Annotated in this window: 15 protein-coding genes and 1 tRNA gene; 13 read left to right on the top strand and 3 right to left on the bottom strand. The window is 59.7% G+C overall.

The features are described 5' to 3' along the window. Positions 1-146 precede the first annotated feature (146 nt). From OIS50_RS11905 to OIS50_RS11885, 5 genes are all read left to right on the top strand, one after another. Positions 147-695, top strand: a complete 549-nt coding sequence (locus tag OIS50_RS11905; RefSeq protein WP_264690860.1) for a YceI family protein — start codon at positions 147-149, stop codon at positions 693-695. Between the two features lie 259 nt (positions 696-954). After that, positions 955-1,863 (top strand): GNAT family N-acetyltransferase, encoded by a 909-nt coding sequence (locus OIS50_RS11900; RefSeq protein ID WP_264690859.1) that lies wholly within the window; start codon positions 955-957, stop codon positions 1,861-1,863. Beyond that, positions 1,839-2,516 (top strand): uracil phosphoribosyltransferase, encoded by a 678-nt coding sequence (upp, locus tag OIS50_RS11895; RefSeq protein ID WP_264690858.1) that lies wholly within the window; start codon positions 1,839-1,841, stop codon positions 2,514-2,516. The genes OIS50_RS11900 and upp overlap by 25 nt, the downstream gene beginning before the upstream one ends. A gap of 150 nt (positions 2,517-2,666) precedes the next feature. Further along, entirely contained in the window at positions 2,667-3,074 is a 408-nt protein-coding gene (locus OIS50_RS11890) for a hypothetical protein (protein WP_264690857.1), read from the top strand. Between the two features lie 507 nt (positions 3,075-3,581). Further along, positions 3,582-5,753: a GEVED domain-containing protein gene (locus OIS50_RS11885; protein WP_264690856.1), complete on the top strand. Its 2,172-nt coding sequence runs from the start codon at positions 3,582-3,584 to the stop codon at positions 5,751-5,753. Positions 5,754-5,837: 84 nt separating this feature from the next. On the opposite strand, the gene OIS50_RS11880 is transcribed toward OIS50_RS11885, so the two are convergent. Next, positions 5,838-7,280 carry a DEAD/DEAH box helicase gene (locus OIS50_RS11880; RefSeq protein WP_264690855.1) on the bottom strand — a complete coding sequence of 481 codons (1,443 nt, stop codon included), beginning with the start codon at positions 7,278-7,280 and terminating at the stop codon, positions 5,838-5,840. 152 nt (positions 7,281-7,432) lie between these two features. Here OIS50_RS11880 and OIS50_RS11875 point away from each other — a divergent pair. The 3 genes from OIS50_RS11875 to OIS50_RS11865 all read left to right on the top strand — a co-directional run bounded on the left by OIS50_RS11875 (position 7,433) and on the right by OIS50_RS11865 (position 8,898). Then, positions 7,433-7,509: transfer RNA gene (locus tag OIS50_RS11875), tRNA-His, on the top strand. Positions 7,510-7,607: 98 nt separating this feature from the next. Further along, complete coding sequence (locus tag OIS50_RS11870) at positions 7,608-8,531, top strand: PfkB family carbohydrate kinase (RefSeq protein WP_264690854.1); 924 nt, start codon at positions 7,608-7,610, stop codon at positions 8,529-8,531. Positions 8,532-8,595: 64 nt separating this feature from the next. Then, complete coding sequence (locus tag OIS50_RS11865; protein WP_264690853.1) at positions 8,596-8,898, top strand: hypothetical protein; 303 nt, start codon at positions 8,596-8,598, stop codon at positions 8,896-8,898. A 101-nt stretch (positions 8,899-8,999) separates the two neighbouring features. Here the strand turns inward: OIS50_RS11865 and OIS50_RS11860 are convergent, their stop codons facing one another. Continuing rightward, positions 9,000-9,830 carry a hypothetical protein gene (locus OIS50_RS11860; protein ID WP_264690852.1) on the bottom strand — a complete coding sequence of 277 codons (831 nt, stop codon included), beginning with the start codon at positions 9,828-9,830 and terminating at the stop codon, positions 9,000-9,002. A 23-nt stretch (positions 9,831-9,853) separates the two neighbouring features. Then, positions 9,854-11,614: a M61 family metallopeptidase gene (locus OIS50_RS11855; protein ID WP_264690851.1), complete on the bottom strand. Its 1,761-nt coding sequence runs from the start codon at positions 11,612-11,614 to the stop codon at positions 9,854-9,856. A gap of 140 nt (positions 11,615-11,754) precedes the next feature. Between OIS50_RS11855 and rpmH the strand changes: the two genes are divergently transcribed. The 5 genes from rpmH to OIS50_RS11830 all read left to right on the top strand — a co-directional run bounded on the left by rpmH (position 11,755) and on the right by OIS50_RS11830 (position 14,932). Next, positions 11,755-11,913 (top strand): 50S ribosomal protein L34, encoded by a 159-nt coding sequence (gene rpmH, locus OIS50_RS11850; RefSeq protein ID WP_078014902.1) that lies wholly within the window; start codon positions 11,755-11,757, stop codon positions 11,911-11,913. Positions 11,914-11,959: 46 nt separating this feature from the next. Further along, positions 11,960-12,403: a ribonuclease P protein component gene (gene rnpA / locus OIS50_RS11845; RefSeq protein WP_264690850.1), complete on the top strand. Its 444-nt coding sequence runs from the start codon at positions 11,960-11,962 to the stop codon at positions 12,401-12,403. Positions 12,404-12,432: 29 nt separating this feature from the next. Then, positions 12,433-14,133 carry a S41 family peptidase gene (locus OIS50_RS11840; RefSeq protein WP_264690849.1) on the top strand — a complete coding sequence of 567 codons (1,701 nt, stop codon included), beginning with the start codon at positions 12,433-12,435 and terminating at the stop codon, positions 14,131-14,133. A gap of 260 nt (positions 14,134-14,393) precedes the next feature. Further along, positions 14,394-14,618: a DUF433 domain-containing protein gene (locus OIS50_RS11835; protein ID WP_264690848.1), complete on the top strand. Its 225-nt coding sequence runs from the start codon at positions 14,394-14,396 to the stop codon at positions 14,616-14,618. Beyond that, positions 14,615-14,932 carry a DUF5615 family PIN-like protein gene (locus OIS50_RS11830; protein WP_264690847.1) on the top strand — a complete coding sequence of 106 codons (318 nt, stop codon included), beginning with the start codon at positions 14,615-14,617 and terminating at the stop codon, positions 14,930-14,932. Before OIS50_RS11835 ends, OIS50_RS11830 begins: the two co-directional genes overlap by 4 nt. Positions 14,933-14,950 lie beyond the last annotated feature (18 nt).

Below are 14,950 nucleotides of genomic sequence, written 5' to 3'. Positions count from 1 at the left end.
GCGGCGGTGTTTGATGATGGATAACCTAGGAGTAACCGGTTACCTGTAGGTTAGTTGAAACAAATGTACGTACATAGTTTTGATATTTGCATCAACAAACAACGCAACACCGGCCGGCTGCTCCGGCCCCAAACAACTGTTCTGCCATGGCTGCTACCAAATGGGTGCTCGACCCCACGCACTCCGAAATTCAGTTCAAAATCAAGCACTTGGTTATTTCTACCGTCACGGGCTCATTCAAGCAATTTGAGGGCGAAGTAGAAACCCAGGACGACAACTTCGGAACGGGCAAAGTGCGTTTTGCCGCCAGCATCGCCAGCATCGATACCAACCAGGAGCAACGCGACCAGCACCTGAAGTCGGCCGATTTCTTCGACGCCGAAAACCATCCGCAGCTTACGTTCGAATCGACTTCGCTCCGCAAACTGTCCGACGACCGGTACAAGCTACTGGGCAACCTCACCATCAAGGGCGAAACGCGCCCCGTGGAGCTGGACGTGGAGTACGGCGGTTCGGCCACCGATTTCTACGGCAACCACAAAGCCGGTTTCGAGCTGACGGGTAAAATCAGCCGCAAAGAGTTTGGCCTGACCTGGAGCGCCGTAACCGAAGCCGGTGCAATTGTGGTGGGCGACGAGGTAAAGCTGTTTGCCAACGTACAGCTTATCAAGCAAGCGGCTGAGGTTGCCGCCTAAGCACCTAGGCAGCGGCTGGATTGGCAAGGCGCAACCTGCCGGCTAATTCGCGAGCTGATCAGCTAGCTGAGAAAGTTGGCTCTGACCACTAAAGCAAGCCTGCTGCTGCCCGATTTTGCCAAAGCCGCCCCGCGTGGGGCGGCTTTTTGCGTTCAGAAAAGGCAATGCGCTTGCTGCTACGGCCCTAGGTGCAAGGGGGCTTGGTAGCCGCTACCTTTGTGCTGTGCCGCTTTGCTACCTCCAATACTCTGAGCTTGATTTGGCTGCCTGGCAGGCTTGCGTAGCCCAAGCCGAGCAATGCGTGCCGTATGCCCAGGCCCTGTGGCTCGATGCCACCAACGGCCCCACCTGGGCAGCAGTGGTGGAGACCCTGCCCGGCGGCGGCTACGCTTCGGTTTTTCCGGTGCCGGTGCGCCGCCGCTGGTGGGGAGCCGAAAGCTTGCAGCCGCCTTTTACGCAGCAGCTGGGTTTGCTTACCACCGCGGCCAGCCAGCACCGCCACCCCGAGGAGTACCTGGCTTTGCTGGCCAACCGCTTTGTGCGTTTGCACCTGCAGCTCAATACCCACAACCCGCCGCCCGGCCGCTTCCCGCCCGGCTGGTGCATGGCCGAGCGCACCACGTACCACCTAGGGCTTGCCGCCGATTACCACAGCCTGCTGCTGCACTACACGCCCGAGTTCCGGCGGCGCCTGCGGCAGCACCGCGAGCGGGCCGTGCCGCTGCAAATTGTGCCGGGTGCCTCGTTGGCGCCAACCATTACCTTGTTTCGCAGCTACAAGCCCGATAGCCAAACTCGCTTGCGCAAAGGTCATTTTGCGCGGTTGCAGCGGCTGGTCGAAGCCCTAGGTAGCCAGGCCCAGCTACTGGAGGTGCGGCAGCCCGGCACCGGCGAGCTGCTGGCCGGGGCTTTGTTTGTGCACAGCCGCGGCCGCATTACGTATTTGTTTGCGGCGGCCTCGGCAGCGGGCAAAAAGCAGCACGCGCCCATGCTGTTGCTCGATTACGTTATTGCCCGCCATGCGGGCACGCCCAACCTCGTGCTCGATTTTGAGGGCGGCACCATACCCAGTATTGCTCGCTTTTTTGCGAATTTCGGGGCGCGGCCCGTGCCGTATTGTTCTATCACCCAAACTACCCGCCCGTGGTACCTGACCTGGATGCGCTGACCCAAAGCGGCCGAGTGCACATCGTGACCTCTGAGCCGAGCATTGCCAACCACTTTTTGGCCGAGCTGCGCGATGTGCAGGTGCAACGCGATTCGCTGCGATTCCGGCGCAACCTGCAGCGCCTCGGCGAAATCATCGCGTACCGCATCAGCTCGCAGCTGAGCTACACCGAGAAAACGGTGCAAACGCCTTTGGCCGAGTCGAGCGGGCAGCTGCTGTCGGATTTTCCGGTGCTGGCCACGGTGTTGCGCGCGGGGTTGCCTTTCCACCAGGGCTTTCTCAATTACTTCGATCAGTCGCCCAGTGCCTTTGTGGCCGCGTACCGCATCGAGGCCACCTCGCGGGTAGAGGTGCAGGTCGACTACCTCTCGGCCCCCGACCTCAACGGGCGCGTGCTCATCCTGGCCGACCCCATGCTGGCCACCGGCAAATCGTTGGCGCTTACGTACCGGGCTATGCTGCGCTTCGGGCAGCCGCGGCAGGTACACATCGCGGCCGTAATTGCTTCGCCCGAGGGCGTCAAGCACGTGCTGGAGGAAGTGCCGGAAGCCAACATCTGGCTGGCCGCCCTCGACGACCACCTGAACGAACATGCGTATATTGTTCCGGGCCTGGGCGACGCCGGCGACCTGGCTTACGGCAGCAAGCTGTAAGGCGGCTGCCAGCCGGTTTGAGTTGCCGTACAACCGTATTTTTGCCGCCTAAGCTACCCGGGTAAGTATCTTGCTTTGCTTAGAACGATCAACGTCTGAACGCCCGTGATGCCGCACGCCGTCAAATACGCGTCCGTTTTCCTGCTGAGCATGGTTAAATTCTTCGGTGGGCCTCTGGCCGGTGCCGCCGCGGGGCTGTCGTTTGTACCCACCTGGGTGCTCACCGTAGCCGGCATGATGACGAGCGTGCTGGTGTTTTCGGGCCTGGGGCGGGTGTTTGTGGCCCACTTGCAGCGCCGCCGCCGCCTGCGCCACAAGCCGGTATTTACACCTAGGGCCCGGCAAATCGTGCGCGTGTTTCGGCGCTTCGGCATCGGCGGCATTGCTTTCCTGACGCCGGTGCTCTTTACGCCCATCGGCGGAACCGTTATTGCCACGCTGCTGGGCGTAAAGCGCCGGCATATCTTGCTGCACATGCTCTGGAGCGCCATGTTCTGGGGGGCTGCCTTCACGTTTCTTACCATCAAGTTCAGCCATTTGCCCATTTTCCACCGCTGAGCTTGCTCACTTTGCCATCAGCTGCGGCCCAATGCAATTGCGCATTGGGCCGCATTGCTTTTGGGGCATAACGGATGGAGCCCTTAACAAATGCGTACTTTTTGTTTGTTGATTATGTATAATTTATTGTTATTTAAGTCATAATAAAGGCAGTCGAGCTTTTTGGTTCTGCTGCTTGGTCCGGCCGGCTTTCCACCAATAGGCTGGTACGTGGTTCTCGCCAGGAGCCATCGTCTGTCGTGCTGAGCCCTAGGTGCTGTTGTGCTGATGAAGCATTGGCAACGGGCTCGTGTGTAGAGTATAAGCGAATGCCTGACAGAGACTTGCTCGTGCCATAACCCTTGGTAGGCTGGCGCTATTTGCCCAGCGCCCGTGCCTCCTTTTTCGGGCTGCCCACGCCTTGCTCGCGGTTGCCGCGGGCAGCACGGATAGTTATTGCCTGCAGCAGAGCTCTGTCATGCGTCTTAATCGGTTGCGCCCTAGGTGATTGCCCAAATGATTTGACCCATGAGAGGACTTGTACCCGGTTTGTTGGCTTTGGTAACAGGTGCAACCTTGAGTGCAGCGCCTGCACAGGCTCAGTCGTTGTTGCCGTGCGCTACGCCACCACCTAGTGCGGCCGAGCAGGTGCGCTTGCTGCAGCTTTCCCTGAGCCCCGTGGTGGCGCGGCCCAGCGGCGCGGTTACTAATTTGCCGGTGCGGCTCAACATCATTCGCCGCTCCGATGGCAGCGGCGGAGCCGATGTGGTAGTACTCCTGCGCGCTTTGGCCGAAACCAACTTCCGCTTCCGCAACGCCAATGTGCAGTTCTACGCCTGCGGGCAAGTGCGCTACATCAACAGCGACCAGTACTACGATTTCGACTACCACACCGACGATAGTGCGTTGGGCGCTGCCTACGACCAAAGCGGCGTCATCAACATTTACAGCACCAAAAACATCAACGTCGGCGGTTTTGGCAGCGCCGGCGGGTATGCCATTGGCCAACGCGTGCTGCTCACCAACGGCATGCTCGGCGACCATAACCTGGTGCAGCACGAGTTGGGCCACGTGCTGGGTTTACCGCACACGTTCTTCAACAGCAACCACGCCGATGTAAACCAGCGCGAGCTGGTAGCCCGCACCAATTGCCAAACCACCGGCGACCTGGTGTGCGACACGCCCGCCGACCCGTACGAGCGCAGCGGCGCTACCCAGCACGAGTGCGGCTACACCGGCACCATTACCGATGCCAACGGGGCCGCATATGCCCCGGCCATGCGCAACAGCATGGCGTATTGGGGCTGCGGCAACGTGTTCACGCCCGGGCAACTGGCCCGCATGGATGCCTACCGCACGGCCTACCTCAACAACCTAGGGTGCAGCACCGAGCGCGTGAAATCACCCACCGGCCTGAGCGCAAACAACCTGGGCCGAAGCGGCGTGAAACTCGACTGGAACGACCAGGCCGACAACGAGGTAGGTTACTTCATCGAGCGCGGCTTATCAATGAACGGCGACTACGTTACCATCGGGGCCACCGGGCCGGCCGGCGTTACGTTCGTCGATGCCTCGCCGCCGGCCCAGCAAACGGTGTACTACCGCGTCAAGCCCATCAACTCCGTCGATGAGTACAGCAACCGCGCTTCCGTAACGTCGGATGTAACGTATTGCCGCCCCGAGTACGCCAACAGCAACTGCCTGCCCGATTTGCCGGTGTACCTGTCGGCTTTTCAGGTAAGCGAGGGCGAGAAGGTGCTGCTGACGCGCCCGTCGGTGGCGGGCTGTGGCAGCTACCTCGATTTTACGGCCGGGCAGGACTTTATTATGGTAGGCGGACGCGCGTACAGCGCGCAGCTGAAGCTATTCGTGAACGCCAGCAACCAATACTACCCCCAGTACACGGCCATCTGGATTGATTTGAACCGCAACGGCGACTTTACCGACGCCGGCGAGCAGGTTTTCCGAGGCACCGACGGGCAGCAACAGCAGCAAACCACGTTTACCCTGCCCAAGCAGCTAACACCCGGCACTAGCCGCATGCGCGTACGCACCCGCTACATCAGCGGCGGCCCCCTCGACGAGCCCTGCGATTGGGCCGCTTACGGCGCCACCGAGGATTACGCCGTGCAGCTGCGCGACCCCGACCCGTTACCTGTGGAGCTGGTTGCTTTTGAAGCCCGTGCCCAGGCCGGCGGGGTAGTGCGCACCGAATGGCGCACCGCTTCCGAAAAGCAGAACGACCGATTTGAGGTGGAGCGGGCTTTGGATGGGCGCACGTTCGAACGCATTGGCACCGTGGCCGGGCGCGGCACGAGCAGCAGCCCCATCAACTACGCCTTCACCGATGCCGCTGCCGCCCACCTACCTAGGCCGCTGTACTACCGCCTCCGCCAAATCGACGATGACGGCACCAGCAGCCTCAGCCAGGTACGCGTGGTTGCGGGCTCTGGCAACTTTGCCGTGGGCTTGTTCCCGACTTTTACCCAAGGTGCCGTAACGCTCGATTTGCGCAGTTTGCCGCCCGCTGCGTGCACCGCAGAGGTAGTCGATTTGTCGGGCCGCGTTATCACCGCATGGGAGCTAACCGGTGGCGTGGCCCACAACTTATCGGTGCATCAGCTGCGCCAGGGCACGTACATGGTGCGGCTCAGCGCCAAGGGCCTCACGCTGCCTTCGCTTCGCCTCCTTAAGTGGTAGGCCCATCGGCCACCTAGGGCCCGCAAATGCCGAAGCTCCGCTCGGGCTTTTGGCTGAGCGGAGCTTCGGCTACGTTTGTGGGTGCTACTTGCGGCGCGCCTGCCGGTTTTTAGCGGCCGCGGCTTTGCTGGCTTTGGCGGTAGGCGAGGAGGCCCGGCCTTTCGATGGGTTTATTTTGCTGCCCTTTTTGCTGCGTTGCGGGCCATCGTAGGTTTTGCCGGTGCGCTTGTCGATGGTAACGCCGGTTTTCAGCCATTCCTGTTTTTCATGGAAGGCGCCTTTGTACTCCGGGTCGGCTTTGCGGCGCAGGGTATCCAGCTCGCGCGCCATGCGCTGCGCTTCTTCAAAAGGCGTTTCGGCAATGCTTACCTCGGCCGGCAGGGGCTGCTGCGGAATGGGTTGGCGCATCAGCTCCTCGATGCGCTGCACGTGCGGCATTTCGGCCGGCGTAGCAAACGTAACGGCGGCGCCCGTGCGCTCGGCCCGGCCCGTGCGGCCAATGCGGTGCACGTAGTCGTCGTACACCACCGGCACATCGAAGTTGATAACGTGGCTGACCTCCGGAATATCAATGCCGCGCGCCGCTACATCAGTAGCCACCAGAAAACGCACGCCGCCCTCGCGGAAGGCATCCATGGAGTTCAGGCGCGTGTTTTGGCCTTTGTTGCCGTGAATTACCCGCGATTCGCCCTCGATCTTGCGGTGCAGAAAGTGGAACACGTTGTCGGCGGTTTCCTTGGAGCGGGCAAAAATGATGACGCGGTTGAATACCTCCGTATCGGCCACCAAGTGCTCGAGCAAGTGAATCTTAGTGAGAAAATTGGGCACCTCATACAGCGTTTGCTGCACCGTGGAGGCGGGCGCGGCCGAAGGCGTCACCTCAATTTTCACCGGAAACTCCAGAAACTCGGCGCTCAGCTCCTCCACCTTGGGCGGCATGGTGGCCGAGAACAGCATGTTCTGGCGCTTCCGCGGAATAATTTCGAGCAAGCGGCGAATCTGGGGCATAAAGCCCATGTCCATCATCTTGTCGGCCTCGTCGAGCACCAGGGTTTTCAGCTCCTTCAGCACTAAGTCGCCTTTGGAGTACAGCTCCATCAGGCGGCCCGGCGTGGCCAGCAAAATATCCACGCCGCTGCGCACGGCCTCGGAGTGCGTTTTCACGCCCACGCCGCCGTACACGGCCACAATGCGCAAATCGGTGTAGGCGGCCAGCTTGCGCAGGTGGCTTTCGAGCTGCAGAATCAGCTCGCGCGTGGGGGCCAGCACCAAGGCCCGGGGGTGCGTGCCCTGGGCATACTTCACCTTCATGAGCAAGGGCAGGCCGAAAGCGGCGGTTTTGCCGGTGCCGGTTTGGGCCACGCCCAGCAGGTCGTGGCCGGCGAGCAGCAGCGGAATGGCCTGTTGCTGCACGGGCGTGGGGCGCTCAAAACCAGCTTCGGCCACGGCCGTGAGCAGCTGCTTATTTAGTTTGAAATCTTCAAACGACAGGGGAGCGGCGGCTTGTTCGGGGGTAGGTTCGGTCATGACGTAGCTGCAATGGGCAACCGCAAAGGTACGCCGAAGTAGCGGGAGGCTCAGGCAAATAGCTGTGGCGAGCGGTTTGTGGAGAAAAAAAGTTGAGTTAACACTTGCCTCAAACTCCCTCTTGCTCTACTTTTGCCATCCAAACAAACACGGTAGGTATAGCTCAGCTGGTTAGAGCGTCGGATTGTGATTCCGAAGGTCGTGGGTTCGAGCCCCATTACTTACCCCACTAGGTCCCCGGAACTTAAGCTCCGGGGACTTTTTTATTGCCTTTGCGGTTTTACTCCGCAACTTCACATCCATATCAACTCCAGAATTCAACTGCGTATGAGCCTGGTCGTAATCGGCACGGTAGCCTTCGACGCTATCGAAACGCCCTTCGGCAAAACCGACAAAATCGTGGGTGGCGCTGCCACGTTTGCCTCACTGGCCGCTTCCTACTCTGTCAAGCCTGTTAAGATCGTTTCGGTAGTAGGCGACGACTTCCAGCAAAGCGACATTGCCATGCTGCAGCAGCACGGTGTGGACACCGAAGGCCTGCAGATCAAGCAAGGCGAGAAGTCGTTCTTCTGGGCCGGCAAATACGCCAACGACCTGAACTCGCGCGATACGCTCGCTACCGAGCTCAACGTGCTGGCTACGTTCGACCCGATTATTCCGGACGCTTACCAGGACTGCAAGTACCTGATGCTGGGCAACCTCACGCCTCAGATTCAGCGCCTCGTGATTCAGCGCCTCGTAAACCGCCCCAAGCTCATCGTGATGGATACGATGAACTTCTGGATGGATACGGCCATGGATGACCTGCTCGAAACCATTCAGATGGTGGACGTGCTGAGCATCAACGATGAAGAAGCGCGCCAGCTGTCGGGTGAGTACTCGCTCGTGAAAGCGGCCCGCAAGATTCTGGCCCTAGGTCCGAAGTTCCTCATCATCAAAAAGGGCGAGCATGGCGCGTTGCTCTTCCACAAAAAGCAGGTGTTCTTCTGCCCGGCGCTGCCGCTCGAAGAAGTGTTCGACCCGACCGGTGCCGGCGACACCTTCGCGGGTGGCTTCATCGGCCACATTGCCGCTACCGACGACTGCTCGTTCGAAAACCTGAAGCGCGCCGTGATTCACGGTTCGGCTATGGCTTCGTTCTGCGTGGAGAAATTCGGTACGGAGCGCTTGCTCAACCTCACGCCGGAGGAAATTCAGGAGCGCGAAAAGCAGTTCTCCGACCTGGTGCGTGTAGAAGAAGTGCTGGCTTAAGGCAACCCGGCGGCGGAAGTAGGGGTAAAAGCAATTAGTTGTTTCCCCATAACGACCTCCCGCCATGTCACAGAGCAAAAGCAAACATAACCACAACAAGAACCAGGAGATGATTCCGAACTCCAATTCGGAAAACAACCTGAAGAACAGCCAAATCCCTACCTCGAACAGCGGCGGCACCCAGGTGCAGAACGTAAGCCGCAACCCGATTTCGGAGGAAGGCAACCAGATTCGCAACAACGCAGCCGGCGGCAATCAGGACGAAATTCGCTCGAACGCCTCCAACAAGCCGCGCAGCAATCCGCAAGGCAACTGGCCCATGTCGGTTGACAGCAACCAGAAAGGCCCCGGCCGCAAAGCCGACTAAGTTGACCTAGGTCAATTGAAAAGCCCCGCCAAGCAATTGGTGGGGCTTTTTGTTTGTTTTTTTCGGTTGGCGGGCTGCCTCTGTCACCTGGGGCGCCGGTGTTAGTTCACGAGCTTCAGGCGCATCACGCGGGTATCCACGTCGCCGTTGTGGATAAAGTCCTGCTCGAAGAGGATGCTGTGGTTATCCAGCCACTTGGGCTGGCTCACGCCCCATTCGGTTTGCCGCTCCCAAAGCAGGCGCGGGCGGCCGCTCGTCATGCTCCACACCTGCAGGCCGCTGGGCTCGTAGCGGGCCAGCACATCGGAGGAGCCGCACACGAAATGCAGTCCGTCGGGTGCCACGGAGGGCGGGCTCCACACCACCGTTTGCCGGCCGGTCTGCTGATCGACGAGCAGGTAATAGCCGCCTTCGTACAGGCGCACGGCCACCAGCCATTGCTTAATGCCGGGGAGCGTGGCCACGTACTCGTACACCACGCTGGTTTCGTAGTCTTCGGTGGGGTTGCTTACCAGGCGTACTTCCTTGCCGCTGCGGCCGCGCAGCGCCAGCACCCGACCTAGGCGCTTCACATCGGCTCCGGCTTTGCGCAGGCGGCGCCGTTCTTCCGCTTCCGGGTCGAACTCGTCGCCCTCGGCCGCTGAGCCGCTCACCAGCCAGGGCTGCACGGGCAGTTTTTCGTACACCTCGCGCGCGGCAGGGTACAGGCGCAGCACCCGGTGGCCCAGCACCAGCGTATCGAGATGGCCCAAGCGGTATACCGGCGGCGGTACCGGGCGCTTAATGCTGCCCGCCGGGCCGGGCGTAGGCGGCGGATACGGCGACGAGCCCATTACGCCCGGTTTGGCGCGCTCCGCCGGCTGCATGCGCAGCGTACAGGAGGTCAGCAGGCTCAGGCCCAGCAAGGCCGGCAGCGGACGAAGCGAGTACATACGGCTACGAAGTGGCGAAACGACTAAAAGGCTTGGTTTAGCCACTGGCTGAAACTCTGTTGCTGCGCGGCGGTAGCCTCGGCAAGCTTAGCTACCGTGATGCGGGGCCAAAACAGCTGGCCGGTGGAGGGCTCCAGCACCACGGTTAGCAGGCGCTCTTGCCGAAACACCGCCAACTCGTACCTAGGCTGGTTGGTGCTGAGCAGGCTTTGCAAGTTACCGCTTACCCGGCGGCCATTCACGGCAATTATTTGGTCATCAACGGTGAGGCCCCGGCTGGCGGGCGAGTTCGGGTGGATGTCGGTTACCTCGGTGCGGTCGTTTTTTTGCACTGTCCGGAAACCAAACCGGCCTTCGGCTGCCGAGCCGTTCAGCTGCACCATCAGGCAGCAACCTACAAAGCGCAAGGCATCATCGAGGGGTTCCTCCAGGTCGGCCGTGCCGTAAATGTGCTGCTCGAAGTACCAGCGCATATCCTGGCCGGCTACCTCGTTTACCACGCGCTGGTAGTCCTCTTCGGTGTAACCAATGCCGGTTTGGCCGAACTCCTGCCACAAGCGGCGCATCACGTCGTCGAGGCTGCGCTGGTGGTTGTGCAGGCACCGGATGTGCAAATCGAGCAGCAACGCCACCAGCGCGCCCTTGTGGTACACCGATACTTTGCGGTCCGGAATGCCCGGCTTGTAGCCATCCAGCCACAAGTCCATCGAGGCATCGGCCACCGAGAGGTTTTCGCGGCCGTGGTCGTCGTAGTGCTTGCGCAGTACCGTGTTCAGCTCCTCGAAATACTGCCGGGCCGTGCGCACGTTGGCGCGGGCCAGCAAATACTCGCCGTAGTACGTGGTAACGCCCTCGGCCACGAAACACGTCCGGAAGTAGTTTTCGCGGGTGTAGTCGTAGGGCATCATCTCGGCGGGCCGGATGCTCTTGATGTTCCAGGCATGAAACAACTCGTGGCAGCTCACGCCCAGAAACTCCTTGTACAGGTCCTCGGTCATCAGCAGCTCCGCCGGACCTAGGGTAATCACCGTGGAGTTGAGGTGCTCAACGCCGTGGTAGTGCTTGTAGGGCAGAATTTCGTTGAGGAAATGATATTCCTCGGCCGGAAACGAGCCAAACAGCCGCAACTGCTCTTCGCTGAACGCTTTGAAGTCGCGCACGATTACCTCCCAGTCGGGCCGGGCCTCGTTGCCCTGCACCCATACGTGGAAGGGCAGCCCGCCGGCATCGTACCGGGCATGCTGCAGGGTAGGAGAGGCTATCAGCGGCGAATCGACCAGCACATCGAACGAGGCTGCTTCGAGCACATTCGGGGCTACTTGCTTCAGGCCGCAAGCAATTTGCCAGCCTTGGGGCAGGGCAAGCGTGAGCTGGCACGGCTCGGAGCGGCGGCCCTCGGCGTACATAAAGCACTGAATGCCGTTCAGGTACAGCTGCGACTCGTCGAGCCACGAGCCGCCCGCATCCATTTGGTGGGCGTAAAAATTGTACTGCACGCGCACCGTGCGGCCGGCGGCGTTGCCCACCTGCCACCGGTCTTTGGTGAGCTTACGCAAGGGCAGCGGCTCGGTAGTAGCCGCGTCGAATGCCTCTACGCGCTGAAGCTTCTGGCCAAAGTTCTGAATTTCGTAACGCCCTGGTCGCCAAGCCGGCAATTGCAGCTCCAGCGGTGCCGCCTCGTGGGCGGGCACTGCGAGTTGCATCTGCACTTGCAGGTAGAACGTGAGCGGATTGGCAAACGAAACGTGGTACTGAATCATGGCACGGAATGCACCTAAGTGCATAGCAAAGCTACGGCGGAAAACGACAGCCTACCCGCTGCGAGTTGCCCGAAATAGAACTTTCTCGCAGCGGCTTAGATTTATGATTGCCTTTTAGAATATAACTCCTTACCTTTGCCGGCCTTACATAACCGTGCCCCGTCATGAAAAGAACGTTTCAGCCTTCTCAGCGCAAGCGCCGTAACAAGCACGGCTTCCGTCTGCGCATGGAATCTGCTAACGGCCGCCGCGTACTCGCCGCCCGCCGTAAGAAAGGTCGCAAAAAGCTCACCGTATCGGACGAGCACAAACACAAGCGCTAATAGCCCCGTCGCACGGCTGGCCGGCTAGCGTATAGCTTGTTTGGCCGTGCCCCGAGTTTTCATGCCGGGCGCGCGCGCTTACACGTTTTCGAAAGAAGAACACTTGTGCCGTAAAAAGCTCATCGATGAGCTTTTCGGCCAGGGTTCTTCTTTTGGTTTATACCCCCTGCGCATGGTGTGGCTGCCTTTGGCCGAGCCTACCACTGCGCCGCCCCAGGTGCTTATCAGCGTGTCGAAGCGCACCTTCAAGCGGGCCGTCGACCGCAATTACCTCAAGCGCCTGCTGCGCGAGGCCTACCGCCTCAACAAGCACCTGCTTACCGAAACTACCGGTGGCCACCGCGTGGGCCAGCTGGCACTTATCTACACGGGCAAGGAAAAAAAGCCTTTCGCCGTCGTCGAGAATAAATTAATTTCAGGACTGGAGCGTTTGTTACGCGCCACCGAGGCTGGATCTGTGCCCAACAACGCAACTCCTCCGGCGGTATAAGTGTCTGTGTTCTACAGCTGCTGCCCTCTATGAACGTCCGCAAAACTACCCTAGGTCTCGCTGCTGGTGCCGCCCTGGTATTCTCCCTTACTTCGGCCACCGACAGCGAACGGTATTTCGAAATAGCGAAGAACCTCGACATCTTCGCCACCCTTTTCAAGGAAGTAAATACCTACTACGTGGACGAGGTGCCGCCTTCGAAGCTCGTGAAAACGGGTATCGATGCGATGCTGAAGTCGCTCGACCCGTACACGAACTACATCCCCGAAGACGACATCGAGGACTTCCGCACTATGACCACCGGCCAGTACGGCGGCATTGGGGCAATAGTGGTGAAGCGCAGCGGCAAAACCGTGGTGCAAACTGCTTACGAAGGATTCCCGGCTCAAAAAGCGGGCTTGCTGCCCGGCGACGAGATTCTGTCGATCAACGGTGTATCCGTTGAGAAAAAGAACAACTCCGATATCAGCAAGCTGCTGAAGGGCCAGGCCAACTCCACCGTAAAGCTGATGGTGACGCGCTACGGCCAGGAGCAGCCCATCGAAGTCAACATCACCCGCGATAAGATTCAGGTGGATAACGTGCCGTACTTCGGCATGATTACCAACGACATCGGCTATCTGCAGCTGTCGGGCTTTACGGTTGATGCCTCGCGCGAAGTGCGCAACGCCGTTACCAAGCTGAAGGAGCAGGGAGCGAAAAAGATCGTTTTTGATTTGCGTGATAACCCTGGCGGGCTGCTCAACGAGGCGGTTAATATCTCGAACCTGTTCGTAGATAAGGGCCTCGACATCGTGAGCACCAAAGGCAAAGTGACCGAGTGGAACAAGACGTACAAAGCCCTTGACGCACCGCTCGACACGCAAATCCCGATGGCTTTTATCACCTCCGGGCGTTCGGCTTCGGCTTCCGAAATCGTAACGGGCGTGATGCAGGACTATGACCGCGCCGTAGTGGTGGGCGAGCGTACGTTTGGCAAAGGGCTGGTGCAGGCCACGCGCCCGCTCTCGTACAACTCGCAGCTGAAGGTGACGACGGCCAAATACTACATTCCGAGCGGCCGCTGCATTCAGGAAATCGACTACTCGCACCGCGCCGACGACGGCACCCTAGGCAAAGTGCCCGACTCGTTGCGCACGGCCTTCAAAACCCGCGCGGGCCGCGTGGTGTACGACGGCGGCGGCGTAGCCCCCGATGTGGAAGTGAAGGACAAGGAAGTAGCCGACATCACGCGCGTGCTGCTCCAGAAAAACTACCTCTTCGATTACGCCACCCGCTACCGCGCCGAGCACCCGAGCATTCCGCCGGCCCGCGACTTCAAGCTCTCCGACGCGGAGTACCAAAAGTTTATGCAGTGGGTGCAGGCCAAAGATATCAGCTACTCCACGCCGGCCGAAAAAGCGCTGGCCAGCCTCACGGCCCAAACCAAGGAGGAGAAACACTACGAAGACGTAAAAGCCGAGCTGGAAGCCATTCGGAAGAAGGTAACCACCAACAAGGCCAACGACCTTACGCGCTTCAAGCCCGAAATCAGGGAGATACTGGAGCAGGAAATCGTGTCGCGCTACTACTTCCAGAAGGGACAGATTGAGGCCACCTTCAACGACGACCCCAACATTCTGGCTGCCGTGCAATTACTCAACGACCAGCCTCGCTACGCCACGCTGCTGAAACCGGGCGGCAAAGCGGCCAGCGCCATGAAGAGCGCCGGCACACCCAGCAAGCAGTAGGGTTTAGCTTACCTTTGCCATCGAAAGCAGGCTCAATACTGAGCCTGCTTTTTTGTTGGTTTGGCGCCTTCACAGTTTCAATCCAGCAAACATGCATTGCAAACAGATGAAAGGCAGCGGTGAAGGATTAGCTTTGGTGTACTACAAGAAGGCCAAGAGTGCTGCTGACAAGTGCATGCCACTGCTAAAGCAAGTCACCAATTAAGCTTCGTTGGCACGTAAACCACCCCAAACAAAGTCGTTCAGCTAATTTATTCGGTATGGATTCCCTTCGTCAGCGCATTACCTCCGACCCGCAGCAATGCGGTGGTCGGCCTTGCATCCGTGGCATGCGCATCCGCGTAGCCGACGTGCTGAATCTTTTAGCGGCTGGCTTGAGTGCTGAGCAGGTGCTGGCAGAAATGCCCGACCTGGAGCCACTCGATATTCAGGCGGCGCTGCAATACGCTGCGCAGCGGCTCGATCATCCCTCGCTGGCGGCATGACGCTTTGGTTGGATGCGCAGCTTTCGCCGTTACTGGCTGTTTGGTTGCGGTGGAAGTTCGGATTAAACGCCTCGGCATTGCGCGATATAGGCCTGCGCGACGCCAAAGACGAGGAAATATTCCGGGCGGCCCGAACTGCCAATGCAGTGGTGGTATCCAAAGACGCTGACTTCCTGCGTTTGCTGGAACGGTATGGGCCACCGCCGCAAATTATCTGGATTACGTGCGGCAACACGGCTAACGAGCGGCTGCAACAGGTACTGCTAGCCACATTGCCAGCGGCGTTGGAATTGCTGGCGGCGAGCCGTTGGTAGAAATTGGCGACCAGCCGA

The sequence above is a fragment of the Hymenobacter sp. YIM 151858-1 genome, from assembly GCF_025979705.1.
In the GTDB taxonomy this organism is placed as follows: domain Bacteria; phylum Bacteroidota; class Bacteroidia; order Cytophagales; family Hymenobacteraceae; genus Solirubrum.
This window is presented reverse-complemented; position numbering and strand designations above follow the sequence as displayed.

Excerpts from the sequence above, each read along its gene's own strand:
- OIS50_RS11885 (WP_264690856.1), top strand. The coding sequence starts at position 3,582 with ATGAGAGGACTTGTACCCGGTTTGTTGGCTTTGGTAACAGGTGCAACC.
- OIS50_RS11830 (WP_264690847.1), top strand. The coding sequence starts at position 14,615 with ATGACGCTTTGGTTGGATGCGCAGCTTTCGCCGTTACTGGCTGTTTGG.
- OIS50_RS11870 (WP_264690854.1), top strand. The coding sequence starts at position 7,608 with ATGAGCCTGGTCGTAATCGGCACGGTAGCCTTCGACGCTATCGAAACG.
- OIS50_RS11855 (WP_264690851.1), bottom strand. The coding sequence starts at position 11,614 with ATGCACTTAGGTGCATTCCGTGCCATGATTCAGTACCACGTTTCGTTT.
- rpmH (WP_078014902.1), top strand. The coding sequence starts at position 11,755 with ATGAAAAGAACGTTTCAGCCTTCTCAGCGCAAGCGCCGTAACAAGCAC.
- OIS50_RS11840 (WP_264690849.1), top strand. The coding sequence starts at position 12,433 with ATGAACGTCCGCAAAACTACCCTAGGTCTCGCTGCTGGTGCCGCCCTG.
- OIS50_RS11890 (WP_264690857.1), top strand. The coding sequence starts at position 2,667 with ATGGTTAAATTCTTCGGTGGGCCTCTGGCCGGTGCCGCCGCGGGGCTG.
- OIS50_RS11865 (WP_264690853.1), top strand. The coding sequence starts at position 8,596 with ATGTCACAGAGCAAAAGCAAACATAACCACAACAAGAACCAGGAGATG.
- OIS50_RS11905 (WP_264690860.1), top strand. The coding sequence starts at position 147 with ATGGCTGCTACCAAATGGGTGCTCGACCCCACGCACTCCGAAATTCAG.
- OIS50_RS11835 (WP_264690848.1), top strand. The coding sequence starts at position 14,394 with ATGGATTCCCTTCGTCAGCGCATTACCTCCGACCCGCAGCAATGCGGT.
- OIS50_RS11880 (WP_264690855.1), bottom strand. The coding sequence starts at position 7,280 with ATGACCGAACCTACCCCCGAACAAGCCGCCGCTCCCCTGTCGTTTGAA.
- OIS50_RS11860 (WP_264690852.1), bottom strand. The coding sequence starts at position 9,830 with ATGTACTCGCTTCGTCCGCTGCCGGCCTTGCTGGGCCTGAGCCTGCTG.